The organism is Pedobacter sp. Leaf176 (genome assembly GCF_001424305.1).
GTDB lineage: Bacteria > Bacteroidota > Bacteroidia > Sphingobacteriales > Sphingobacteriaceae > Pedobacter.
This window is the reverse complement of record NZ_LMPD01000006.1, coordinates 239,744-263,327: the sequence shown is the minus strand read 5'-3', so window position 1 is coordinate 263,327 and position 23,584 is coordinate 239,744. Positions and strand designations below refer to the sequence as shown.

Here is a 23,584-nt window from a genome sequence, read left to right as displayed (position 1 = left end):
TTTAAGTATCAAGATTAAAGTATCAAGTATCAGGAAACTTATCTTGATACTTGATACTCGCTACTTAAATCTATATTAGATAATCAGCATGGCATCGCCGTAGCTATAAAATTTATATTTTTCTTTTACAGCAACCTCGTAAGCATTCATAACATTCTCGTAACCACCAAACGCACTCACCATCATCAAAAGTGTAGATTCCGGAGTGTGGAAATTGGTAATCATTGAATTTGCGATACTAAAATCGTAAGGCGGGAAAATGAATTTACTTGTCCAGTCGTTAGCTGCTTTTAAAGTCCTGTTTGCGGAAACTGCAGATTCAATAGAGCGCATTGATGTTGTACCAACCGCGCAGATTTTTCTTTTTTGTTCTAAAGCCCTGTTAACAATGTCAGCATCTTTTTGCTCGATGATGAATTGTTCAGAATCCATTTTATGTTTAGTTAAATCTTCAACCTCTACAGTTCTGAAAGTTCCTAAACCGACGTGTAAAGTAACTTCAGCAAACTCAACACCTTTTAGTTCAAGGCGTTTCATTAATTCACGACTAAAGTGTAAACCCGCCGTTGGCGCTGCTACCGCACCTTCGTGTTTTGCAAAAATAGTCTGGTAACGTTCCTTATCTTCAGCAGTAGCTTTGCGTTTAATGTATTTTGGTAGCGGTGTTTCACCTAAGATTTCAACATTTTTTCTAAACTCCTCGTCCGTACCTTCGAATAAAAACCGAATGGTGCGGCCACGTGAAGTTGTATTGTCTACTACTTCAGCCACTAATAAATCGTCGTCACCAAAATATAATTTATTTCCTACACGAATTTTACGTGCCGGATCGACCAAAACATCCCAAAGGCGTAATTCTTTATTTAATTCACGAAGTAAAAATACTTCAATTGTAGCACCGGTTTTTTCTTTATTGCCATATAAACGGGCAGGAAAAACCTTTGTGTTATTTAATATCATTACATCTTTATCGTCGAAATAACCTAAAACGTCTTTAAAGATTTTATGTTCAATTTTACCGCTGTCTTTGTGTAGAACCATTAAGCGTGCTTCATCACGTTGTTCGGCGGGATTATTAGCCACCAATGATTCGGGTAAGTTAAATTTGAATTGTGATAATTTCATTCTTGATGAATTTTTTGAGGTGCAAAAATACGAATTTAATCTTTCTTTTCAGTATTTATAATACCTAATTGGTACACATAATGTTTTTATCTTAGAATTTTTGACTTAAGTACAAATAATTATAATAAAATTAATTAGTTTTAAATTCACTGTAACCTTTTTTACTGCTCCGTGTCTAAACAACAATTATGATTATTTTCAGGCTTATAGGCGAGAGTTTTCGGTTTGCATTTGATGCACTACGACAAAATAAATTGCGTACCATGTTGTCTCTTCTGGCAATCACGATAGGTATTTTTGTAATTATTTTCGTTTTTTCAGGAGTAGATACTTTTCGTGGTAAATTACAATCCAGCGTAGATAAACTTGGCTCTAATACAATATACATACAAAAATGGCCATGGAGTTTCGGCGATAATTATCCCTGGTGGAAGTATGCAAATCGTCCGGAACCATCTATGAGGGATTTTGCATCCTTAAAAGAACGAATGGAGCATGCCGATGGCATCACTTATGAAATTTCTACTGGTAACAGAACGATAAAATACAGAAGTGGTTCAGTCGAAGGTATTAACATTTCGGCTGCTTCGCAGGATTTTAACAAAACATGGAATTTTGAATTAGAACCTGGTAGAAGTCGTTATTTTACGGAAACAGAAAGTAATAACGGTGCGCCCGTTTGTTTGATTGGGGCTGAAATTGCCGAAGGATTATTCGGTACGGATGATCCGATTGGAAAACAGGTACAGATTCTAGGCAGACGGGTAACTGTTGTAGGTGTTTTTATCAAAGAAGGAGAAGATATGCTGGGCACATCGCTCGATAAAAGTGTAAACATTCCAATTAATTTCGCCAAAGGAATTTTAGATATTCAGAATGAACGATACAATCCGCAAATCACGGTAAGAGGTTCAGAAAATGTTTCCTTAGAAGAAGTGGAAAGCGAACTCAGAGGCGTAATGCGATCAATACATCGCTTGAAGCCAAACCAGGAAGACGATTTTGCGCTAAATAAAACAACCATTTTATCTAATCAGCTAAATAAAATGTTTGATGTCGTGAACCTCGCTGGCTGGGTAATTGGCGGCTTTTCAATTTTGGTTGGTGGTTTTAGTATCGCAAACATCATGTTTGTTTCCGTAAAAGAACGCACCAATATTATCGGAATTCAGAAATCTTTGGGAGCTAAACGGTATTTTATATTACTTCAGTTTATTTTTGAAGCAATTTCTCTTTGTATTTTAGGTGGGCTGCTCGGTCTATTACTGGTCTTTCTATTAGCATTGGCTATCGGAGCCGCAACCGATTTTCATATTATACTGGGTCTGAACAACATCGTATTAGGAATCGGTATATCGGTTATCATTGGTACTATATCTGGTTTTTGGCCAGCTTATTCCGCCTCAAGACTGGATCCGGTCGAAGCGATAAGGAGCTAATAATATTTTTTACCTTTGGTATTCAAGTTATAATTTTTGTGGGACTGTCATTTTTCCCCTGGCACTATTAATAAGTACCTTAGGAATTTCTTTTAATGTAAATGGAATATTAACAGCAAAAGATTTTATTAACAAATGAAATGAATACTTGAAATTCAGTTCACGAATTAAATTATGCTTGGCAAATTCGACTAGTCCATGCATATACCTTTCCTCCAATATTTTTCTTTCTTTAGAGGTAAGCAAATGTTTGAATTTTATAATTTTCTTTTTGGCATCTGCAATGTATAGAAATTCAAGCACCTCACTCCATTTTCTGCCATCGTAGACATTTATATCATCAACACGCTTGTCCCACAAACGTTGTAAAGTAAACGCAGCACGACATTCTCTATTTAAAATCAGTTCCAAGTACATACACCAGTCGTCACCAATATTCATTTCTTCGTCCCAGCCTTTTAAAATAGCCGAGCGTCTAATAACAACAGAAGATGATGGAGAAGGGCACGATTTTATATAAAGATCACGAACTTCTGGGTACTCCAAAATCACCCAGTTATCCTTTTCTTTAACGTAATAGGGGGTTAGAAAAGGATCATTTCTGAGGAAATCCCAAGGATCACCAATCCTGCTTTCCTGTTCCCAATTCGCAAAAACAAAATCAAGGTTTTCCGATTCCAGTTGGGTGACACATTTTTCTAAAAAATCAGGGTGCCAAACATCGTCTGAATCCAATGACGCTATTATTGTACCTTTTGCATGTGCTAATCCTGCATTTCTGGCAGATGCCTGTCCGCCGTTTTCTTTATGATAATATTCGACCTGGGGATATTTTTTCACGACGTCTGAACTTTTATCGATAGAACCATCGTCAATTACAATAACTTGAATATTATTATAAGTTTGATTTATTGCGCTTTCAATGGCATCCGGCAGTCTTTTTTCCCTATTATAAGTAGGGATAATTATAGTTACTAATTCTTTGTGAACCATTAAGTTTTCTAAAAAGGGGTAGATTTTTAGCGCTAGATTTACCGCGATAAAATATAATAGTGTATGCAGTAAATCTAAATACAAAGTTAATAAAGAAACTTCAAAAATATTTTGTTTTTGGGTAATTAGTTCAATCGGCAATTAATTATTTCAATAGCAAATGTTTTATCTTGAATAGAACCACTTTGCTAAAATAGAAATAATCAAAAATAGCAAGCCATAATATATAAGGAAACAGAAGTATGTGAGCAACTAAAATTATAATATTATTGTAATCAGAAATACAGGCTGCCAGCAACAGTGCTATTGGGAAGAACATTTGATAATAATCGGCCATTAAAATCTGAAATGGTTTATCATTATTTTTTAGTATTATAATGATTTGGGTATTGTTGATTTTGTATCTCAACCAAAGCAGAATAAGATATAATGCTAAACAAATAAACGGTGTTATCAGGGCTATTTTAAACAGCATAACGGATAAAGCTATAAGTTCGGCAATTATCAAAAACCTGCTTTTAGTTTCAAACTTGTCCGGTGCTATTTTACTTGCGTACGTATTTAAATTTACTTTGATGTCATTAACTCTGTCGGCGAACTGATGCCATAAGATCCCTCTTAATCCATATGTTAATGCCCATATACCGACAGCTGCAAACCATAGCCAATCTATCTTTTGATTGGTTATGTAACTCATACTTGCTACCATTAATAAACTGGGAAACAAATGAGATCCGCAACCATCTGCTAAAACACCTAATATACCTCGGTTTTTTAACCTTACGGGTTTTATAGAATAAAAGCTAAATACAATCCAGGATGATAGATAAAGAGCGCATGATAATAAATCCGGATATAAAAAGTAGCTAAAAATAAGACCCGTCAACAAACAGAACGCAGGTATAAACCATCTATATTTTTCTGGTACTTGTTGAATTCTATTGATTTTTCCACTTGCAACATCTTCCTCAAGATCGGATATATCATTAATTACGCTAACATAAATTGCACCGAAAACAAGCGAACTCAAAAGAAATACTGTCCATAGCGCAACGCGGTAAAAGGGCAGAGGCGACATCAAAGCCGTAGCATAAGCAATCGCTAAAAGTGGTGGTAATTTGTGCGACCACCATTCCTGAGATCTTATTATACTAAATTTTGTCATTGAAAAATGCAGATTTATACATTGCCAATGACTCTAAACAAAACGCGGTTGTTATTTCCTCAGAACCACATACTTGCTTTTTAGAAGGGCCATCATAATATATTGCCCATCGAGGCCATTCTCCATAGGTATTTTGTGTATTAATTAAATAGGATGCTGCTTTTTTAATAATGTCAGATTTATTTCCCAGAGAAATTAATGATATAATCGCCATAGCTGTTTCTAGCGCCGATTCTCCTATTGATCCATTTTGATTAACTTTCAATAAAATACGTTGTATTATTGGGTCTTTAATTGGTTCGAGCCCGTAAATACCATTATAATAATTTCTCGCAAAAAAATAATAAACAATTAATGGATTTCTATACCATAAATCACATTCTGCTTCCTCATTTTTCTCTATAATTGAAATGATATAAGGTATTATCGGTTGAGTTTCAGCCCTTAAGCCAAGGTAATATAATACATTAGCATTTACCACCCCGTCAATGTCGTGTCGAGTGGCCTCATTAGTAGTCCAGTATCGATAGGCGCCAAAAGGGTTTCGAAAACCCCTTAAAATAATCAACCAATAATCTTTTTTTAAAATTTTATTAAATCTTAGAGTATACCATGTATAAAATAATCCATTTTTAGCCCTATTATCAAATAATATTTCTTTGTTATCAGGATATTCTTTATCCAAAGCTTTTAAAACTATGGATGCGCAAGAGGTATTATCTACATCACAAGGATATACGCTAAAACCATTACTCCAATTTGTTAATTGATTCCAGACGCCTGCCCTCATACTCTGGAACTGTAAAAAAGCAGACGAAAGTTGAAGCATTTGTTTAACTTCAGGAATGTTTTTCATTTGTAACAAAGAAAAACATATAAGAGATGTAGGAAACACATGGCTATGTGGAACGCATTCTTTTAAATCATCTTTAGAACCTATGTAGTTACAAAACTCTCCATTTGGAAATTGATGCTGATGGAGGTAAATAATACCTCTATGAATGGATTCGTCTATACCTTTGGTAAGCATGTAGTAATATTAACTAGATTTAATAAGTTCAATAATCATATTGGAAAAATCGCTTTCAGGAGATTTAGGGACAACCCTGGAGACTGTTTTTGCGCCACTTAAACCCATTTGTTCCCATTGATCTCTTTTTTGCCACGCTTTTTCCATAGCATCAGCAAAAGAAACCTCATTAGGATAACCTGAAAAAGCATTTACACCTTCATCTATAATTTCGGTGTTACCACCTGCGTTTGAAACTATTACAAGTCTCCCGGCAGACATTGCTTCGACCATAGACAGAGGTAAACCCTCACTTCGTGAAGGTAGAATAAGTGCATGATAATCTTTCCACATTGCTTCGATATCTTCCAGTTGACCCACGAAATCGACATTATCGACTTTTAACAGATTTTTCATATCAATCAACGCGTTTTTGTCGACGCCTGAACCAATAAAGGATATGTGAACCGGTCGATTTCTCCATTTTTCTTCGGACAAAATTCTCAACAATAAATCTTGACCTTTATCTAGTACAAATAATCGGCCAAGGCATGCTAACTTATAAACATCTGTATTTTTAGGGTATGGTATAACATTGCCAGAAAGCTTAACTGGATTAAAGATTACCTTCGAATTGGTTAACCTTTTCCCAAATTGTTCTTCTGTAAGCCGCAAATTATGATTAGAGACAAAATAGTTCATTTTCGAATATTCCAATGCAGACAGCATCATTTCCCTATCTTGTGTTTGAGGCCAATAAAAATCTACTGCCTTCTGTGCTATTGTAATATAGGGAACACTTAACAATTTGCATTGGTAAGCGAGTTTTAGACCATCGAAATTGATCCCTTGGGAAATTATCACTATTGATGGTGATTCTTTTTTTATAATATTTAAGAAATTACTGAAATCTTCCTCATACTTATATGGAACAAGTCTTAGCCCAATGGCAATCTTTTCAGAAAAGAGTTTAATTATATTAACAATTCGTTTAGGAACGGATTTTTTGGGGAAAATGTCAAACAATTTTACATTGTTATTTGCCAACTTGATGAATAACGGGTGTTTTCTATTGATTTGATATTTTACTACGGAAACAGCAAATCCAGCTTTTTGAAATAATGGTACACTTCTTCCCCACAACTCTTCGCTTCCACCCCAATCTTCGGCACAAGTACTAACGATTAAAATTTTTTGCATTGTTTATTTTTTACCTGAATCGCTTTGAAATAAATTATAATATGTTCGTTTTAAATCTGTAAGTTCTTGGTGTGTACCAGATTCTACTATGCTGCCGTTTGAAAGTACATAAATATAATCAGCGTGTTTAACAGCAGATTGCCTGTGGCTTATAATTAATGCTGCACGGTTTCCAATTCTATCTCTAAACGAATCGAACAGTTCTTTCTCTGCGGTTGCATCTAATGCACTCGTTGCCTCATCAAGTATTACGAATCTGGAGTTACTAAAAAATGCTCTTGCTATGGCTAGTTTCTGCCATTGTCCAATACTTACTTCGTATCCATCTTCAAATATTCTACCCATTGTCGTATTGTATTGCTGAGGAAAGTTGTTAATGAATAAATCTGCACCTGAATTTTTAGCTGCTTCTACAATATCATCATGGGTACGATTATTATGGATATCTCCAAACCTAATGTTTTCAGCGGCCGTAACATTATATTTTCCAAAATCCTGAAAAACTGCGCAAATTTGTTTTTGATATTCGGCTATTTTGAATGACTTAATATTTTTATTATTTAAATTGATAGAACCTGAAGTCGGATCATATAACCTGCAAAGCAATTTAATTAAGGTCGATTTTCCAGCACCATTGCTGCCTACTACAGCCACTATTTTACCTGCCGGCATTTTTAAATTAATATTTGTAAGCGTATTTTTTTCTGCATGGGGATAAATAAAACTGACGTTTTTCAATTCCAAATCAATTTCATTATCTGAAGGTATTATCAGTGGACTTTCATTTTCTTTTAAGCTACTCTTCAAATCAAACAACTCAAAAATGCTTTTTACAAAAATATTATTATGATATAGCGTTGAAATACCCGTGGAAAGGCCCTGCATAATATTAAATGCCTGTGGAAAAGCAACTAGAAATAGCGTAATGTCGCCAACACTGGTAATGCCATGGATACTGCCGACAGCGATGTAGGCCACGCAAGCAAAAAAACCTAGGGTTGCGACGGTTGAGGTAATCAATTCCTGATGGGTTTTTTGCTTACTTATTTTTAACCTGCCTGACAATAATAGTAACCGGATATCTACATATAATTTTTTTAAATGATTTCCCAATCCAAAGCTTCTAATTTCTTTAGCGTGCAAATCTGAGGTTAGCAGCGTACTAAGATAGTTTGATTTACGCTCTAATGCGGTTTGAGACAGTCTTAAGGTGTTTTGACTATCTGCAAAATTAATTTTGACCCATAATGTTGGTAATACAAATAATGCTAATATTGGGAAAAGCCGCCAGTCTATAGCAACTAGCATTGAAGCAATTAAAATTAAGCTAAGAAGGTTCTTTGCAATATCAACCATAGTAAAAACAATTATATTAGGTCTTTCGGTTGCCATGTCTCTAGCTCTTTTGAGTATGTCAAAATATCCCGGACTTTCATAGAAAGAAAGATCAAGGCCTATAGCACTGTTATGTATCTTTTCATCAATGTATTCAGAAACTTTTCCCGACTGTTTTTCGGTTATATAACTCGATATTGCTTTAATCGAAGTATAGAGGATAGCCGAAATCGTGGCCAAAATAATGTATTTTATAACTTCTGGTTCATTTTTAATGTCGGATATTCCATGTCTGGAAATCGTATCAATAAGTATTTTCAGAAGATAGATAGAAGAAAAGAATAATCCGCTTTCAATTGCGATAAAGGAAATTGAAATTACCGACCATTGTTTTGATCCTTCCCAGATAAGTTTAAGAAGTCTGAAAATACTTAAATTAGTACTAAATTTTTGAACTTTATAAGTAAACGATTTGATCATAGAAATAGGCTTGGAGATTTAAAGATTATACTTCAATAATTTCAGGTATAACGACCTATTAAAATTGATGTGTTAAACTTTCACTTTTTTCCGGGATTTCTTTTTTTCTTAACAAATTAAATAACCACACCAAGATAATGCTCATTAATTTTGAAAGCGGTTTTTCTATTAATACATTCAGACCCCAACAAACAAAGCCAATAAAAATCAATAATCCCCACAATAGCAAATCAGCTTGAATTGTATTTCTGAAATACCAGTAAATTCCCAGGAAGAATATGTGGAATAGGAAAAACGGATATGTAATCTCGCCAAGCTTTTTTAAGAACGGATATCCTGGAATGTTAATCTTTCTTAAAGCGATAAGAAGGAATGAAATATAAATAACCGCCATAATTACTGCCATTATCCATGGATTTGCCGAATGTGGTATTTTGTAATACCTGTCGATATCTTCAGCTAGAAATATGGATCCTTTTAACGCAAAACAGAAATTAATGGCAGCAAGCGTGTATACTTTCCACTGCGTGAATTTGTTGGTGTTGATAAAATAAAATAACATCCCAGCAATAAACGGAGTAAAAATAAAGTATGCGTCTTTTGTTACCTGAAAAAACTGGCCTAATATAAACAAACTAAGAAAAATCGTAATTATTGTTAAGATTTTATTCCACCCCTTAAAAATCAGTATAAAAAGCACAAAAAGATAAAAGCAGAGTTCTATTACTAAAGTATGAAAAACGGGATTGAGTAATTCGAAACCAAAGACTGTTGGCATCATGGTTGTATTCATCAAAAACGTTTTGAAAGATACTATCGGGAGGTATGAATGCGCACTGTAAAATCTTGAAATTAAGAATGCAACAACACAGCTAACCCAAAATAAAGGATAGATCCTTGCCAATCTAATAATAACGAAATCCTGTATATTTCTTTTAAGAGAAGTCATTGTTATTACATAACTGCTGACCATAAAAAAAATAGTTAATGCTGCTGTGGAATACCGAACAAAAGGACTATATTTTAAATTTTCTGGCACAATTTTATAAACATAATTGAATGAATCGGCATAATGGCCTAAAAAAACTGCTATTACGGCAATAATTCTTAATAGATCCAAAGAACCAGATCTATTCTTCTTTGAGATTGCTCCTGCTGTCATTAAAGAGAATTGTACTTGTAGAAGTGATTGATATCAGGTAAAGATAATACCTTATTTTGATTCTGGAATATTATTTACTTAAAGTATCATCTATTTTAAAATATTCATATAGTCTATTTTAGTCAGTATACCTTTGACTCAAACAAAAAATCCCCTGCTGAATAATAAGCAGAGGATTTTTGAAAAAACATTTAACTCAATTTACCCAAAGCTTCTTTTATTCTTCTTAAAGCTTCAACCAAACTTTCATCTGATGCAGCGTACGACAAACGGATGTAATTGTTATTACCAAAGGAATCGCCGCCAACTGTTGCAACGTGACCCACATTAAGTAAATATAAAGCCAAGTCTGAAGAATCCTTAATTACATTTCCATCAGCATCTTTTTTACCGAAAAACGAACTGATTTCAGGGAAAAAATAAAATGCACCGTCTGGAAGGTTCGTTTTAACGCCTGGAATTTCATTTAACAAATTGTAAACTAACTCACGACGGCGAAGAAAAGATTCTTTCATTTCTAAAACACTCTCCAAACCTTGTTCGTAAGCAACAATACCAGCTCTTTGTGCAATTGAACAAGTTCCAGAAGTTGTTTGGCCCTGCAATTTATCATTTGCTGCCGCAATCTCTTTATTTGCGGCAATATAACCTAGCCTCCAGCCGGTCATTGCAAATGCTTTAGAAAAACCATTTACAATGATTACCCTATCTTTTATACTTTCAAATTGCGCGATAGATTCATGTTTATCTACAAAATTAATGTGCTCATAGATTTCATCGGATAGGATATAAATATCAGGGTATTTTTCAAAAACTTTAACCAATGCTGCAAGTTCATCCTTACTGTAAACCGAACCGGTTGGGTTACAAGGAGAGGAGAACATGAAAAGCTTTGATTTTGGCGTGATTGCTGCTTCAAGTTGCTCTGGCGTAATTTTGAAATTGCTTTCTATATCTGTATCAATAAAAACAGATTTTCCCTCAGCAAGTACAACCATTTCTGAATAAGAAACCCAATAAGGCGTGGGAATGATTACTTCATCATCCGGATCAATTAAAGTTAAAATGACGTTCGATAAGGATTGTTTTGCACCTGTAGAAACGACAATCTGAGAAATATCGTAATCTAAATTGTTCTCCGTTTTAAGCTTGTTAACGATGGCCTGACGTAAATCAGGATAACCGGGTACGGGAGAGTAGCGTGTATAATTGTCATCCAATGCTTTTTTTGCGGCATTTTTAACATGATCCGGTGTGTTAAAATCCGGCTCACCAACACTTAAACTTATGATATTAACCCCTTTAGATGCTAATTCACGACCAAGTTTGGTCATTTTAAGCGTTGCGGATTCGGACAGACTATTGATTCTTTTAGATAAGGTGCTCATGGTTAAATACTTTGAGCGCAAATATATAAACCAAATATTATTCTGCACTAAAAATCAGCTAGTTTTTCTTATTTATTTGTTGCATAAGCGTATTTTTGGAAAAAAAACATTGTGTCGGTTAAGAAGAGAGCAATTATAATTTCGTTGGCAGTAAGTGTTATATTAATGCTGGCTAAATTTATTGCCTATTTTATTACGGGCTCTAATGCTATATTGACTGACGCAGCCGAAAGCATCGTGAATGTTATTGCAGGTAGTTTTGCTTTCTACAGTATTTACTTAAGTACGCAACCACGGGATGAAAATCATCCATATGGCCATGGGAAAGTTGAATTTTTTTCTGCATTTGTGGAAGGCATACTCATTCTACTCGCCGGCCTAATTATCATATTTAAATCTTCTTATAATTTGATATATCCACATGCGGTCGGTAAGTTATTTGAAGGAACTCTAATAATTGGTATTACGGGATTGGTTAATATGATTGTGGGTTTATACCTCATAAATGTTGGAAAAGATGAGCACTCTGTTACACTACAGGCAGATGGAAAACATTTGCTGACAGACACTTACACAAGTGCTGCGATTGTTATAGGCTTGATTTTAATTCAACTTACTAATATAATATGGTTTGATAGTTTATTATCTGTTTTAGTCGGTTTCTACATTGTTTATTCGGGTTACACTTTAACCAGAGGTTCAGTTGGCGGCTTAATGGATGAAAGTGACTTCACCCTTGTAGAGGAGGTCGTTGACGTATTGCAAAAGAACAGGCGCGACCCCTGGATTGATGTTCATAATCTTCGTACACAACAATACGGTCCGGAGTTTCATATCGATTGTCATGTTACTTTACCTTACTACTTTGACTTAAACGAGGTGCATCGGGAGATTTCTCAGATTGATGAACTAATTAATAAAAATGGCTTTAGGAAAGCGGAACTTTTTATACATGCAGATCCGTGTTTACCTGAATGCTGCCATTACTGCCATATGAAAGAATGCCCTGTAAGAGCTGAATCCTTTAAAAGGGAGATTATCTGGACGCCGGAAATAGTGATTAAGAATAAAAAGCATTTTGAAAATGAGCTACTTTAATGTAAGGGTTTATGGTCTGCTCATTAATGAATATGATGAGGTTTTGGTAAGTGATGAACAGGAATATGGATTTCGGTTCAGCAAGTTTCCAGGGGGCGGTTTAGAGTTTGGTGAAGGTTTAATTGATGGCCTGAAAAGAGAATTTATTGAGGAATGTAACGCTGAAATTGATGTCTTATCTCATTTTTACACGACTGATTTTTTTGAAAAATCATCATTCAACGATAGCCAGGTTATAAGTGTATATTATCTTGTTAAAGAAAAAGCCCCGCTGGAATTGTCCTTTAAAGAGAAAATATACGATTTTGATGACTTAGGCGAAGTACTTCAGGCATTTCGCTGGGTGAAAATACAGGATTTATCGATTGACGAAATTACTTTCAAAACAGATAAAACTGTTGCAGAACTATTAAAGCAGCAATTTAAAATTAGTGGAAAATAAATTTTATATTATATCAGACTTGGTTTGAAAGGAACGCTAATTTGCAATTTATTTAGCGATTTGCATTATTTTTCTAATCTTCAAAATCCGTATTAACCTGTTTTAAAAATTGTAGATGCTTCATGAGTTTGATAGAGAGAGATAGTAAGGTAATCTGGCACCCTTACACTCAAATGAAAAATGCCTTACCTCACATTCCAATTGTGAGGGGAGAAGGGGTTTATGTTTTTGACGAGAATGGAAGGCGGTATATTGACGCCATTTCTTCATGGTGGGTGAATATTCACGGACATGCGCATCCCTACATTGCAGAGCAGGTTTCAGCCCAGCTAAAAGTATTGGAACATGTAATTTTTGCTGGTTTTACGCACGAACCCGCTATCCGCTTGGCAGAGCGATTACTTCCTTTACTTCCTGGAAAACAGGCGAAAGTGTTTTATACCGATAATGGCTCAACTGCAGTTGAAGTTGCTTTAAAGATGTGTTTGCAATATTGGGATAATAGAGCCAAACCGAAAACTAAAATTCTGGCCTTCAAAAACGCATACCATGGCGATACTTTCGGAGCCATGTCGGTAAGTGGACGAAGCATTTTTACCAATGCGTTTAATGATTTATTATTTGATGTTGAGTTCATCGATTTACCAAATCAGGATAATATTGAAAGGCTCAAAGCTCAAATTCTAAAGCTGAAATCGGAATTGGCATGTTTCATTTTTGAACCGCTTATCTTAGGCTCCGGGGGCATGCTGATGTACGAAGCCACCTATCTGGACGAACTGCTTGCTGTTTGTAAAGAAGTGGAGGTGCTCACTATCGCAGATGAAGTAATGACGGGTTTCGGCAGAACGGGTACCTATTTTGCTTGCGAAAAGTTGGAAAATAAACCAGATATATTTTGTTTAAGCAAAGGTTTAACTGGTGGGACAATGCCATTGGGTATAACCACCTGCACAAATGAGATATTTGAGGCGTTTTTAAGTGATGATAAGCTAAAAACCCTATATCATGGACACTCGTTTACAGCCAATCCAATAGCATGCGTTGCATCCTTGGCAAGCTTAGATATCTTGTTACAAAGTGAAACACTTCAAAACATTAAGCGAATCGAAGCCAGACATGCCGGTTTTCTAAAGGAAATCAAAACACATCCTAAAATTAAAACAAGCCGCCAAACCGGAACAATTCTGGCGATTGAATGGGTAACAGTTGGTGAAACATCTTACCTGAGCAATTTGCGTAACATATTATATACCTATTTTTTAGATAAAGGGATTATTTTAAGACCGCTTGGCAACATCATTTATATTTTGCCTCCTTATGTAATTAGCGACGAAGATCTGGATTATGTTTACGACGCAATCAGATCAGCTTTAGATGAGATCTGATTTTACTAAATGTATTTGATTTAATGAATTTATGTACTACCCATCACGTTTGTAAGAAGAATAAATTAATTACTGAGGCAAAAATCATGGTATAAGTGTTCCAATACTATTGCTTATTTGCCAAATAATTCTTCAATGCATTACTTAAAAAATATGTCCATCCAGCTTTAAAACTACCTTTACTGAAATTTTCACCATTTTCTGAAAAGGTTTCCAAACCTGTATGCGTTATAACCACCCGCGTTTGTCCTGCTTTTTCAAATAATTCCCAGCAAACTTCCGAGTTACCGGGATAACCATCATATCTCCATGTATAAGCCAGTTTTCGGCCTTCAACAAGTTCTGTTATTTCACATAAGTGCAAATAATGAGGCCCTTGTTCTGGTCCGCCGCTAAAATCGAATTTATAACCAATCTTTGGCTTAAAATCCTTCAACTGGAAAAACCATTTCTTAATCTCGTTATTGTCTGTTAAGGCGGTCCATATTTTTACTGCCTCTACATTGTACAAATATTCTAATATTAATGCTTTGCTCATTGTTAGCATATTACACTGATTATCACCCGAGTGGCATCTTACTCATATCCATGTAAAGTATACTCCACCGTTGTCCGTCCAAATCAATAAACCCACACCCATACATCCAGCCATCTTTATAACCTGGTTCGCCATAAATTGTACCACCAGCAAGTATAACTTTTTTTGCTAAATCATCAACTTCTTCCGGGCTTTCAGCATCTATTGAAAATAAAACTTCAGTTCCGGAAATGGGATTTGATACTGTCCCGCCAGCAAAAGATTCATACATCTCTTTTTTAAAAAGCATAATGACCAGTTTACTTTCGCCAACAAGAAAAGACGCGGAATCATCATTTGAACCGTATTGCGTATTTGGCGTGAAACCGATTTGTGTAAAAAAATCTCTAGATCTGTTTACATCATTAACCGGAAGATTTATCCAGATTGATTTTGTCATAACGTTATATATATTTAATTGGATAAAGATATATAACCTTCACTGTAATGAATGTCGTTGATAAAGAAAATTTATAGGGGTATTCCGGACAAAATTTTTATGACGTGATTGCCATCGTATAAATATGTCAAGGCATTAACATCTATTCTGAAATAATTTATACCCTTACAACTTGTAAAGTTTTTGCGGATGCAGCTCTGCGTAATTGAGAATTAAATTTAAAATATAGCTGTTGGATTGATAAACGGAAAGGTTTTCCTTAACAGGAGCAAGGCCGTCTGCAAGGTAATTCTTGTCGGTAAAATAGCCCATTCCATAAAACTTTCCTTTTTCCACGACGAGGCAACTCAATTCTTCCTCTTTTCTGCCTTCATCTACAAGTGCAAAGCTCGGCTGCAAATTTTGAAGATCTTCAAGTGCAGCGTTTAAACGTTTATTATAAACGGCAACGGTTTCTATTCCACTACAGGCACCGAAACATTGCCCTTTTTCATGCGCATTACATTTCGTTGCTGCTTTTTGTAGATAACAGAGCCTTGAACAAAGTTGATATTTGTCTATTATCTGATTGAGAAAGTTGTAACCCTCCAGCAAATTATTGAAGCTTTGTAAAGCTTTGTTGTTTTTTTTATGCTTATCTATTGCGAGTCTTAAATAACCATTTTGATCTTCAAAAACATATAAATCATATTTATGTTCGTAGCGTTTCATCGCACGATTATTTTCCGGCCAGAGCCGCCTGATTTCATTTGCTTCCAGAATCAAAGCCATTAATTCAGTGCCACAGGTTACATAATCTACATGATGTATGGTTTTCAAAAAATCCTGACGTTGTCTATTAGGCTTATTACCCGTAAAATGGCTTATAACGCGTTTTTTTAAATCCTTGGCTTTACCTACGTAAACAATTTTGCCCTTACTGTCTTTGAAATAATAAACACCTGGCTGGTTTGGCAGTTTTAAGATTGATTCTTTGCTAAGGTTTGGCGGCAATACCTGTTCTTTTGATGTTTTTTTAAGCATTTCAGGAACAAGACTTTCAGCATCGTTTTGAAGCAAAAGATTAAAAAGTAAACTCGTTGCGTCGGCGTCTCCAGCTGCACGATGCCGATTTTGCAATGGAATCTGAAGGGCATTACAAAGCTTGCCCAAACTATAAGAAACTTTTCCCGGAAAAATTTTTCTGCTCATTCTTACCGTGCAAAGTTTTCTGCATTGTAAGTCGTAGCCTGCGGCAGCAAGGTGGTGTTTAAGAAATGAGTAGTCAAAGTTGACATTGTGTGCAACGAAGATTTTGTTGTTCAAAAGCTGATAAATCTGAAGGGCTACATCTCCAAACAAAGGTGCGTCTTTCAACATTTCGTTGTCTATCCCTGTAAGTGCCGTGATGTAAATGGGCACATCCTGTTGAGGGTTTATTAACGTGGTAAAGCTTTCAACAACATTGTCATCATCGTGAATATTAATAGCTACCTCCGTAATCCCATTTGCCGAAGCATGCCCACCTGTGGTTTCTATATCTACAACTGCATATAACATTAAAGCATATTTTACACAAATCTATACTAAAATAATTAGCAATAAAATATTTTAATGAATTAATCTTGAAATCTTTTTCCTACAATATGATAAAGTTGCAATTAAGTAACATATCAGGTTAATTAGGAAGAAGGATTGTTCGTGTTGGTCACTTATAACAGGAATTATGAATTTAACATTTTCACTAAATAGAAAAAAAAGCGACAACCTAAATTTAGGTTGCCGCTTGGCGTTATCTTATCTTATCTGATTCTAAAGCTTTTTCAATAATTTACTAAGATTTGGCTTTATGCCGATAGAGATTGGAACGGTATTAAACATCCTGTCCTGGATTTTACTAAAACCATACATGTAACTTACTTCAGCGAATAGGTTAGCACCGCCAATGTTATATTCGATACCTCCGCCTGTTTCGATAATTCCCGTACTGTTTGTTTTATTATCCATAGTTACCTGTAAGTTTTGCGGATTTACACCGGCTTGTGGGGTTAGAATAAAACCACCTCCAGCTCCTGCAAAGCCATAAAACACCCATTTTTCGACAATTTTACGGTAGCCTAAAGCAACATTCATAAGATAGGTTGTTGCACGTCCTTTTTGTATTGTATAGTTGTAGCCCATGTCTGGCGTAATTTGATTGAATTGGAAAGCATGTAAGCTCAATTTCGGATATAGAAACAAGCCACTATTTCCTAAACCAAGGTTTAATCCCAATGAAGTGGAAAATTTAGCTTTTAAGTAATCTGCACTTTCTCCAACCGGGAGTGCAAAACCAATTCCACTCATAGAATATAATTTGTCTGGACGATCGGTTTGGGCCATTGAATTAACTGAAAGGGCCAGGAATAGGGCCGTAACAGGCATTAGTAATCTTAATTTCATATAATGTATTGTTAGTTTTCAGTTAATCTATTTACCTTTTGGAGCATTACGGACATATTAAATGGTTTTTCCAGATAATCGTCGGGGTGATATTTTTGCGATATGATATAGTTTTCATCGTATCTGGCTGATGCCATAATTACTGGAATTTGCTCAGTTTCCGGATTTGACCGAAGTTGCTTAAAAACGGCTCTTCCATCCATGCCGTTAAGCATGATGTCAAGAATTATTAAATCAGGATTAAATTCTCTAATGGTTTTAAAAATATATCTTGGTGAAAGTAGCGGAAAAACGGTGTAGTTTTCAGCTTCCAATGCAAGTTGAAATACCTCCAAAATATCAGGATCATCATCTACAACAAGTACTCTCTTCACTCTATAATTATTTTAAGTTTGCTATTATGCTAATACAAAATCCAACTGATAATGTTTTAATGTGATCATTTTATGATGCCACTTAAACAAAGCGACTCAATTTGAGTTTAATAGTAAAACAATCAAGGACATGCCCGATTTTGAAAAAATAATATTTGGAGATGAAAACTGGACATTTATCCCGGAAATTATAATCCGTACACTTATTATGTACATTATAATTCTGGTTAGTTTAAGATTGCTGGGAAAAAGAGGGGTCAAACAACTATCCATTTTTGAGTTAGTCGTTATCATCAGTCTGGGCTCTGCCGCAGGAGATCCAATGTTTTATAAGGAGGTAGGCATTGGTTCAGCCATATTGGTCTTTGCTGTTGTTGTAAGTGCATATAAATTGACATCTTTTCTCGTCGGCAAGAGCGTTCCGATAGCTAAAGTAGTGGAAGGTACTTCGACCTGTTTAATTAGGGAGGGAGAGTTTTCCATTGAAAATTTTAAAAAGGAACCTTTAGCACAAGACGAATTTTTCGCGGAACTCAGGCAAAAGAACATTACTCATTTAGGACAGGTTAAGTTAACGATAATTGAAACTTCTGGCGAGCTTAGTGTATTTTTTTATAAAAACGAAGAAATAAAGTTCGGTCTTCCAATCCTGCCGGATTTGTTTGATAAGCAACATAAAGAAATTAAGTACCCAGCAATTTATTCCTGTTCGTTTTGTGGAAACACTTTAAAAATAGAACCAACGAATAAACATATATGTCCAAAATGTGAAAAGGTAAAATGGGTAGAAGCCATAAACGAGGAACGCATAACTTAGTATAATTCATTGGTGCATTGAATTTATCAGAAAAGCAAAAATCTATAGAAGACTGTCAATTTGTGTGGGACCTTTTGCAAAACCTATAATTTGTTTACTTTGGTTATCTGATTTGCCCCAGGCAAACGCGACCAAAATGAAAAACAAATTATTCTCATTTATTTTCAGTGTGGTATTTATTGTCCAGCTTTACGCACAAAGTAATAGCGACACACTGCTACGTGATTTTTCCAAGCCTTTAATTGTAATTGTGCTTTTGATTTGGCTTTATTCAACTACAAATTTAAAGGGGCGCTTTCATAAGCGCATCTTTACAGGATTACTTTTTGCGCTTGCAGGAGATGTATTGCTAATGCTTGAACACAACCATGCCGGTATGTTTATTTACGGCCTTACCGCTTTTTTAATTTGCCACATTTTTTATATCCGGGCGTTCATACTCGATCATAAATCTAATCCGGACCTTAAAAATCCATTTTTCTTATGGCTGGCCGGTGCGCTGATTATATATTGCATTGGTTTGTTTTTTTACCTCCAGCCATTTCTGGGGGGCATGCAGTTTGCAGTGCTGACGTATGCCATTATAATAACCATTATGGCTATTATGGCCATAAACCGGTATAAAAAAGTTAATGTTTTTAGTTATCAACTTATTATATATGGCGCGCTGTTTTTCTTATTATCAGATAGTGCACTGGCTCTGAATAAATTCGCCTATAAAATTCCCCAAGGAGATGTGTTGATTATATCAACCTACATGATAGCACAATATTTGATTGTTTACGGAACTGTGGAAAGGAAATTAATCATCACCAAAACAGAAGTATAAAAAAAGAGGCTTGAAGCCTCTTTTTTTAATGTCTGCCATGTTTTTCACGATGTCCCCGTGAAAACAAACTGGAATTCACGCGTCTGTCATGGTTCCTGTAATCGGCCCGTTGCGGTTTGTAATGGCCTCTTGGTGAATTGTACCTAATTCTGTTTCCGCCACCGTAAGCCGGGCGATAATGGTTATAGTTATTTGCATATCTTACTCTGTGGGAATTGTAACTGCGGTAGGGACTATTTCCATACATTACAATTTTTCTTCCATGATTGAGATTATAATTTCTATACCTGCCTGGCAAATACCTGGATCTTGTCCAGCGGTTACCATTCAGGTAAACAAATTGCCTTTGTGGAACATAGTAGTAAGAATGAACCTCCGGAAGGTAATAATAATTAACATTTTGATAACCAGCAGGAATCCAGGCGGGTTGTGTACCAATATTTACGTTTAAACTTACTTGAGCGCTAGATTGGTTTCCGTTTAGAGCCACGATACCTACAATCGCAGAGATGATTAATAACTTTTTCATAATCCATAGTTTTTGTGTGTGTTAACGATTATTCAAACGTTGTGCCAAACATTCTATTGTAAGAAATACAAAAAAGGGAGCCCTTTCGAACTCCCTTACACAACTAAATTGAATTTAATGGCGGTCTTTTACTTTTTCCAGATGATTATTTCCGACTTTATCAGGATTTATACTCCCGTTGTTTCGAGTTGGCCTTGGTTTTTGATTAACCCTTACTATCGTATTTTGATTGCGAACAGGCCTATTGTTGTTTACAACAACCGTTTTATTTACATTATAGTTGGGATGTCCCTTAACTACATAATATTTTGTGTCGCGACTATCTCTTATTATGGTCTGGCGCCCGCCATAATTTTTAAACTTGCTAAATTTTGCCACATAAACATTATTTCTTAAATATGGTTTTGGCTCATTTACAACCACCTTATAAGCGCGGTACAAGTCAAAGTTTCCAAATTTTGCCGGCAAACTACGTACCGAAATCCATCGACCACCATTCGAATAAATGTATTGTCCCGTCGGAACATAATAGTAGGCGTCGATGTCTGGAAAATAATAATAATCTACATGGTCATAACCCGTTGGTCCCCAAACAGGTTGTTGTCCGATATTTATGTTTAAACTAACCTGCGCTTTTGCATAGTTTATGCTAAGTAGTGAAACCATCAGAACTGCAGCAAATAATACTAACTTTTTCATAATTTTTTAATTTAAGGTTTCCTGTGTGTGTTAATTATCGAAATAGACAAAGCCGTTACACAGTAGTTTAACCGAAGCAAATTCTTTTAACATTCTTTAACTATATTTGCCAGCACAATACATTCAAAGGCATCATTTTATATGAGTTTAGGTACATCCGAAAACAATTACGAACTCGTTTCAGGACTTGAAATACACGTCCAGCTTAATACCAACACTAAAATATTCTCTGCTGACAGTGCATCTTTCGGTGCTTTACCTAATCAAAATATTTCAACCGTTTCTTTGGCTCTGCCTGGTGCATTGCCTAAGCTAAATAAGGAAGTTGTTGCGAAAGCCATCCGTATTGGGCTGGCCTTGAACTGTACAATTAACCAGATCAACCATTTCGACAGAAAAAACTATTTCTACGCTGATTTACCAAAGGGATATCAAATCACACAGGATAATCAGCCAATTTGTATAAATGGATTTTTAGAGGTAGAACTGGCTGATGGATCGGCAAAAAGAATCGGAATTAATAGAATTCACCTGGAAGAAGACGCGGGTAAAAGTATTCACGACCAGGATGATAACTATTCCCTGGTCGATTTAAACCGTGCCGGTGTACCTTTAATTGAGATTGTAACCGAACCTGATATCCGTAGTGCTGAGGAAGCATCAGCCTTATTAGCAGAGATTAGGAAGCTGGTTCGGCATTTAAATGTGAGCGATGGCAACATGGAAGAGGGAAGTTTGCGTTGCGATGCAAATATCTCCATTCGCCCAATGGGTTCTACAGAATTTGGTACCCGTTGCGAAGTAAAAAACCTAAACTCAATGCGTAACGTACGTAGAGCAATGGATTTTGAATTTGGCAGACAGGTGGATGTTATATCGAATGGTGGTCGAATTATTCAGAGTACATTGAATTTTGATGCGGACAAAGGTACAACCTCACCAATGCGTACTAAAGAAGAGGCTAACGATTACCGTTATTTTGCTGACCCGGATTTGCAACCTGTTTTTATTTCAAACGATTGGCTGACAGAAATTAAAGCGGCAATGCCTGCTTTACCAAACGAGATTTCAAAAAAAATGATGTCTGAATTTGGGATTAGTAAAGCTGATGCGGCGCTTTTTGCCGAAGACCTGGAATTGTTGAATTACTTTAATCAGGCTTTGCCAATTGTGAATACCAAAAAAACCTTGATCAATTGGTTAATTGGACCAATAAGGGCTGTTTTGAGCGAAAAATCAATATCCATATCGGAATATAATGTAAAACCTGAGCAGTTGGCAATTGCGATTAACTTGGTTGACAATAAAAAAATCACTCAAAAAATTGCCATTCAGCAATTACTACCCGCCGTTGAGAAACATGAAAATGTAGATGTTGCGGGTTTAGCACAATCGTTAAACTTAATAATTTCTGAGAATGGCGACGAATTAGATCGTTTTGTTGATGAAGTATTATCTAAATACCCGCAACAGGTTGAAGCATATAAAAAAGGAAAAAAAGGCGTTTTAGGTTTGTTTGTTGGCGATGTTATGAAGTTAGCCAAAGGAAAAGCCGATGCCAAAAGATTAAATGATTTGATACTTGAAAAATTAAAATAATGAAATTAAAAAACCTGAGCCTTATCGCCTTAATTGCGATTGCTTTCACAGCTTGTAAACCGAAAGATAGCTTTACCATCGATGGAACTTTCCAAAATCCCGGAACAGAAAAGAAAGTGTTTCTGTATGGAATGCAAAATAGCCAAATGGTACCTGTTGATTCTACAAATTTGTCGGAGAAAGGGGCGTTTAAATTTATCCGTAAAACGCCATCTGTCGATTTTTTCCGCGTATCAATCGGTAATCATGAGTTCATGTTAATCGCCAAAAACGGAGATGAAATCAAATTAGAAGCCGATTTATCAGATAAAACAATGGCCTATACAATTTCAGGTGCTAACGAAGTGGAGAAGTTATCGGAATTAAATGCACTCAGAAATACTTATGCCAAGCAAGTGGAGCAACTGCAGGCCGATTTTGAATCAAAAGTAGCAACACAACCTCAAAACAGGGCTGCTGTACTGGAAGAACTGAAACCAAAATATGAATCATATACGAATCAACTGAATGCTTCAATTATCAGATTTGCTAAAGATAACAAAGGAACATTGGCAGGTTTTTATGCAATGAATACGTTGAGCCCGCAGGAGTTTGAAGCAGAATTGGTAAAATTCGCTGATGAGGTTAAAGAAGAAATTAAAGGAAATGCTACTGTAGATACATTTGTTAAACAAATGGCATTATTAAAAACCGTTCAGGTTGGGCAAATCGCACCATCGTTCACAATAAATACTGCAGATGCAAAACCGGTAAGCTTATCGGATTTCAAAGGAAAATATGTTTTAGTTGATTTCTGGGCATCCTGGTGCCAGCCGTGCCGACAGGAAAACCCAAATGTTGTTAAGGTCTATGATAAATATAAAACCAGGAATTTTGACATTTTAGGAATCTCATTAGATACGGACAAGGCGGCCTGGTTAGGCGCCATCAAAGCGGACGGTTTGAACTGGACACATGTGTCAGAGCTGAACGATTTCAACGGAGAAACAGTTAAAAAATACCAGGTTCAGGCTATTCCTACTTCGTACCTAATTGACCCCAACGGTAAAATCGTTGCCAAAAACCTTCGTGGGGATGAGCTGGAGAACTTTCTGGCTAAAACGTTACGTTAAAAG

At 35.7% G+C, this 23,584-nt stretch carries 23 protein-coding genes; 8 read left to right on the top strand and 15 right to left on the bottom strand.

Annotated elements, in window-relative coordinates:
* Nucleotides 1-75: 75 nt before the first annotated feature.
* Nucleotides 76-1,125: a tRNA preQ1(34) S-adenosylmethionine ribosyltransferase-isomerase QueA gene (queA, locus tag ASF92_RS17220; protein ID WP_056096102.1), complete on the bottom strand. Its 1,050-nt coding sequence runs from the start codon at nt 1,123-1,125 to the stop codon at nt 76-78.
* Nucleotides 1,126-1,313: 188 nt separating this feature from the next.
* On the opposite strand from queA, the gene ASF92_RS17215 reads away from it, so the two are divergent.
* Nucleotides 1,314-2,564 carry an ABC transporter permease gene (locus ASF92_RS17215; RefSeq protein WP_082489602.1) on the top strand — a complete coding sequence of 417 codons (1,251 nt, stop codon included), beginning with the start codon at nt 1,314-1,316 and terminating at the stop codon, nt 2,562-2,564.
* Between the two features lie 27 nt (nt 2,565-2,591).
* Here ASF92_RS17215 and ASF92_RS17210 read toward each other — a convergent pair whose 3' ends face one another.
* From ASF92_RS17210 to ASF92_RS17180, 7 genes are all read right to left on the bottom strand, one after another.
* Nucleotides 2,592-3,698 (bottom strand): glycosyltransferase family 2 protein, encoded by a 1,107-nt coding sequence (locus ASF92_RS17210; protein ID WP_231729850.1) that lies wholly within the window; start codon nt 3,696-3,698, stop codon nt 2,592-2,594.
* A 4-nt stretch (nt 3,699-3,702) separates the two neighbouring features.
* Nucleotides 3,703-4,722 carry a UbiA family prenyltransferase gene (locus ASF92_RS17205; protein ID WP_056096097.1) on the bottom strand — a complete coding sequence of 340 codons (1,020 nt, stop codon included), beginning with the start codon at nt 4,720-4,722 and terminating at the stop codon, nt 3,703-3,705.
* The gene (locus ASF92_RS17200; protein WP_157263958.1) at nt 4,709-5,752 is read right to left on the bottom strand and encodes a hypothetical protein; all 1,044 of its coding nucleotides are present in this window, start codon (nt 5,750-5,752) and stop codon (nt 4,709-4,711) included. The genes ASF92_RS17205 and ASF92_RS17200 overlap by 14 nt, the downstream gene beginning before the upstream one ends.
* Nucleotides 5,753-5,761: 9 nt before the next feature.
* Complete coding sequence (locus ASF92_RS17195) at nt 5,762-6,931, bottom strand: glycosyltransferase family 4 protein (RefSeq protein ID WP_056096092.1); 1,170 nt, start codon at nt 6,929-6,931, stop codon at nt 5,762-5,764.
* 3 nt (nt 6,932-6,934) lie between these two features.
* On the bottom strand, nt 6,935-8,746 hold the full coding sequence (locus ASF92_RS17190; RefSeq protein WP_056096089.1) for an ABC transporter ATP-binding protein: 1,812 nt from the start codon (nt 8,744-8,746) through the stop codon (nt 6,935-6,937).
* 58 nt (nt 8,747-8,804) lie between these two features.
* The gene (locus ASF92_RS17185; protein ID WP_056096086.1) at nt 8,805-9,908 is read right to left on the bottom strand and encodes an acyltransferase; all 1,104 of its coding nucleotides are present in this window, start codon (nt 9,906-9,908) and stop codon (nt 8,805-8,807) included.
* 191 nt (nt 9,909-10,099) lie between these two features.
* Nucleotides 10,100-11,296, bottom strand: coding sequence for a pyridoxal phosphate-dependent aminotransferase (locus tag ASF92_RS17180; protein ID WP_197413323.1), 1,197 nt, complete (start codon nt 11,294-11,296; stop codon nt 10,100-10,102).
* 111 nt (nt 11,297-11,407) lie between these two features.
* Here ASF92_RS17180 and ASF92_RS17175 point away from each other — a divergent pair, with 111 nt between their 5' ends.
* From ASF92_RS17175 to bioA, 3 genes are all read left to right on the top strand, one after another.
* The gene (locus ASF92_RS17175) at nt 11,408-12,394 is read left to right on the top strand and encodes a cation diffusion facilitator family transporter (protein ID WP_082489601.1); all 987 of its coding nucleotides are present in this window, start codon (nt 11,408-11,410) and stop codon (nt 12,392-12,394) included.
* Nucleotides 12,381-12,836: an NUDIX domain-containing protein gene (locus ASF92_RS17170; RefSeq protein WP_056096082.1), complete on the top strand. Its 456-nt coding sequence runs from the start codon at nt 12,381-12,383 to the stop codon at nt 12,834-12,836. The genes ASF92_RS17175 and ASF92_RS17170 overlap by 14 nt, the downstream gene beginning before the upstream one ends.
* Nucleotides 12,837-12,958: 122 nt before the next feature.
* Entirely contained in the window at nt 12,959-14,224 is a 1,266-nt protein-coding gene (gene bioA, locus ASF92_RS17165; protein ID WP_056096079.1) for an adenosylmethionine--8-amino-7-oxononanoate transaminase, read from the top strand.
* A 106-nt stretch (nt 14,225-14,330) separates the two neighbouring features.
* Here the strand turns inward: bioA and ASF92_RS17160 are convergent, their stop codons facing one another.
* The 5 genes from ASF92_RS17160 to ASF92_RS17140 all read right to left on the bottom strand — a co-directional run bounded on the left by ASF92_RS17160 (nt 14,331) and on the right by ASF92_RS17140 (nt 17,996).
* On the bottom strand, nt 14,331-14,762 hold the full coding sequence (locus ASF92_RS17160; RefSeq protein ID WP_056096076.1) for an SRPBCC domain-containing protein: 432 nt from the start codon (nt 14,760-14,762) through the stop codon (nt 14,331-14,333).
* A gap of 22 nt (nt 14,763-14,784) precedes the next feature.
* The gene (locus ASF92_RS17155) at nt 14,785-15,201 is read right to left on the bottom strand and encodes a VOC family protein (RefSeq protein ID WP_056096073.1); all 417 of its coding nucleotides are present in this window, start codon (nt 15,199-15,201) and stop codon (nt 14,785-14,787) included.
* Nucleotides 15,202-15,366: 165 nt separating this feature from the next.
* On the bottom strand, nt 15,367-16,740 hold the full coding sequence (locus ASF92_RS17150) for an exonuclease domain-containing protein (protein WP_056096070.1): 1,374 nt from the start codon (nt 16,738-16,740) through the stop codon (nt 15,367-15,369).
* A 252-nt stretch (nt 16,741-16,992) separates the two neighbouring features.
* Nucleotides 16,993-17,622, bottom strand: coding sequence for a hypothetical protein (locus ASF92_RS17145; RefSeq protein WP_056096067.1), 630 nt, complete (start codon nt 17,620-17,622; stop codon nt 16,993-16,995).
* An 11-nt stretch (nt 17,623-17,633) separates the two neighbouring features.
* Nucleotides 17,634-17,996 (bottom strand): PleD family two-component system response regulator, encoded by a 363-nt coding sequence (locus ASF92_RS17140; RefSeq protein ID WP_056096065.1) that lies wholly within the window; start codon nt 17,994-17,996, stop codon nt 17,634-17,636.
* 130 nt (nt 17,997-18,126) lie between these two features.
* Between ASF92_RS17140 and ASF92_RS17135 the strand changes: the two genes are divergently transcribed.
* Entirely contained in the window at nt 18,127-18,813 is a 687-nt protein-coding gene (locus ASF92_RS17135; RefSeq protein ID WP_056096062.1) for a DUF421 domain-containing protein, read from the top strand.
* 136 nt (nt 18,814-18,949) lie between these two features.
* Nucleotides 18,950-19,642, top strand: coding sequence for a lysoplasmalogenase (locus ASF92_RS17130; RefSeq protein WP_056096058.1), 693 nt, complete (start codon nt 18,950-18,952; stop codon nt 19,640-19,642).
* 25 nt (nt 19,643-19,667) lie between these two features.
* Here the strand turns inward: ASF92_RS17130 and ASF92_RS17125 are convergent, their stop codons facing one another.
* On the bottom strand, nt 19,668-20,171 hold the full coding sequence (locus ASF92_RS17125; protein WP_056096055.1) for a hypothetical protein: 504 nt from the start codon (nt 20,169-20,171) through the stop codon (nt 19,668-19,670).
* Nucleotides 20,172-20,285: 114 nt separating this feature from the next.
* Nucleotides 20,286-20,870 carry a hypothetical protein gene (locus ASF92_RS17120; RefSeq protein ID WP_056096051.1) on the bottom strand — a complete coding sequence of 195 codons (585 nt, stop codon included), beginning with the start codon at nt 20,868-20,870 and terminating at the stop codon, nt 20,286-20,288.
* Between the two features lie 141 nt (nt 20,871-21,011).
* Here ASF92_RS17120 and gatB point away from each other — a divergent pair, with 141 nt between their 5' ends.
* Both gatB and ASF92_RS17110 read left to right on the top strand, forming a co-directional pair.
* On the top strand, nt 21,012-22,469 hold the full coding sequence (gene gatB / locus ASF92_RS17115; protein ID WP_056096048.1) for an Asp-tRNA(Asn)/Glu-tRNA(Gln) amidotransferase subunit GatB: 1,458 nt from the start codon (nt 21,012-21,014) through the stop codon (nt 22,467-22,469).
* The gene (locus tag ASF92_RS17110; RefSeq protein ID WP_056096045.1) at nt 22,469-23,581 is read left to right on the top strand and encodes a TlpA disulfide reductase family protein; all 1,113 of its coding nucleotides are present in this window, start codon (nt 22,469-22,471) and stop codon (nt 23,579-23,581) included. Before gatB ends, ASF92_RS17110 begins: the two co-directional genes overlap by 1 nt.
* Nucleotides 23,582-23,584 lie beyond the last annotated feature (3 nt).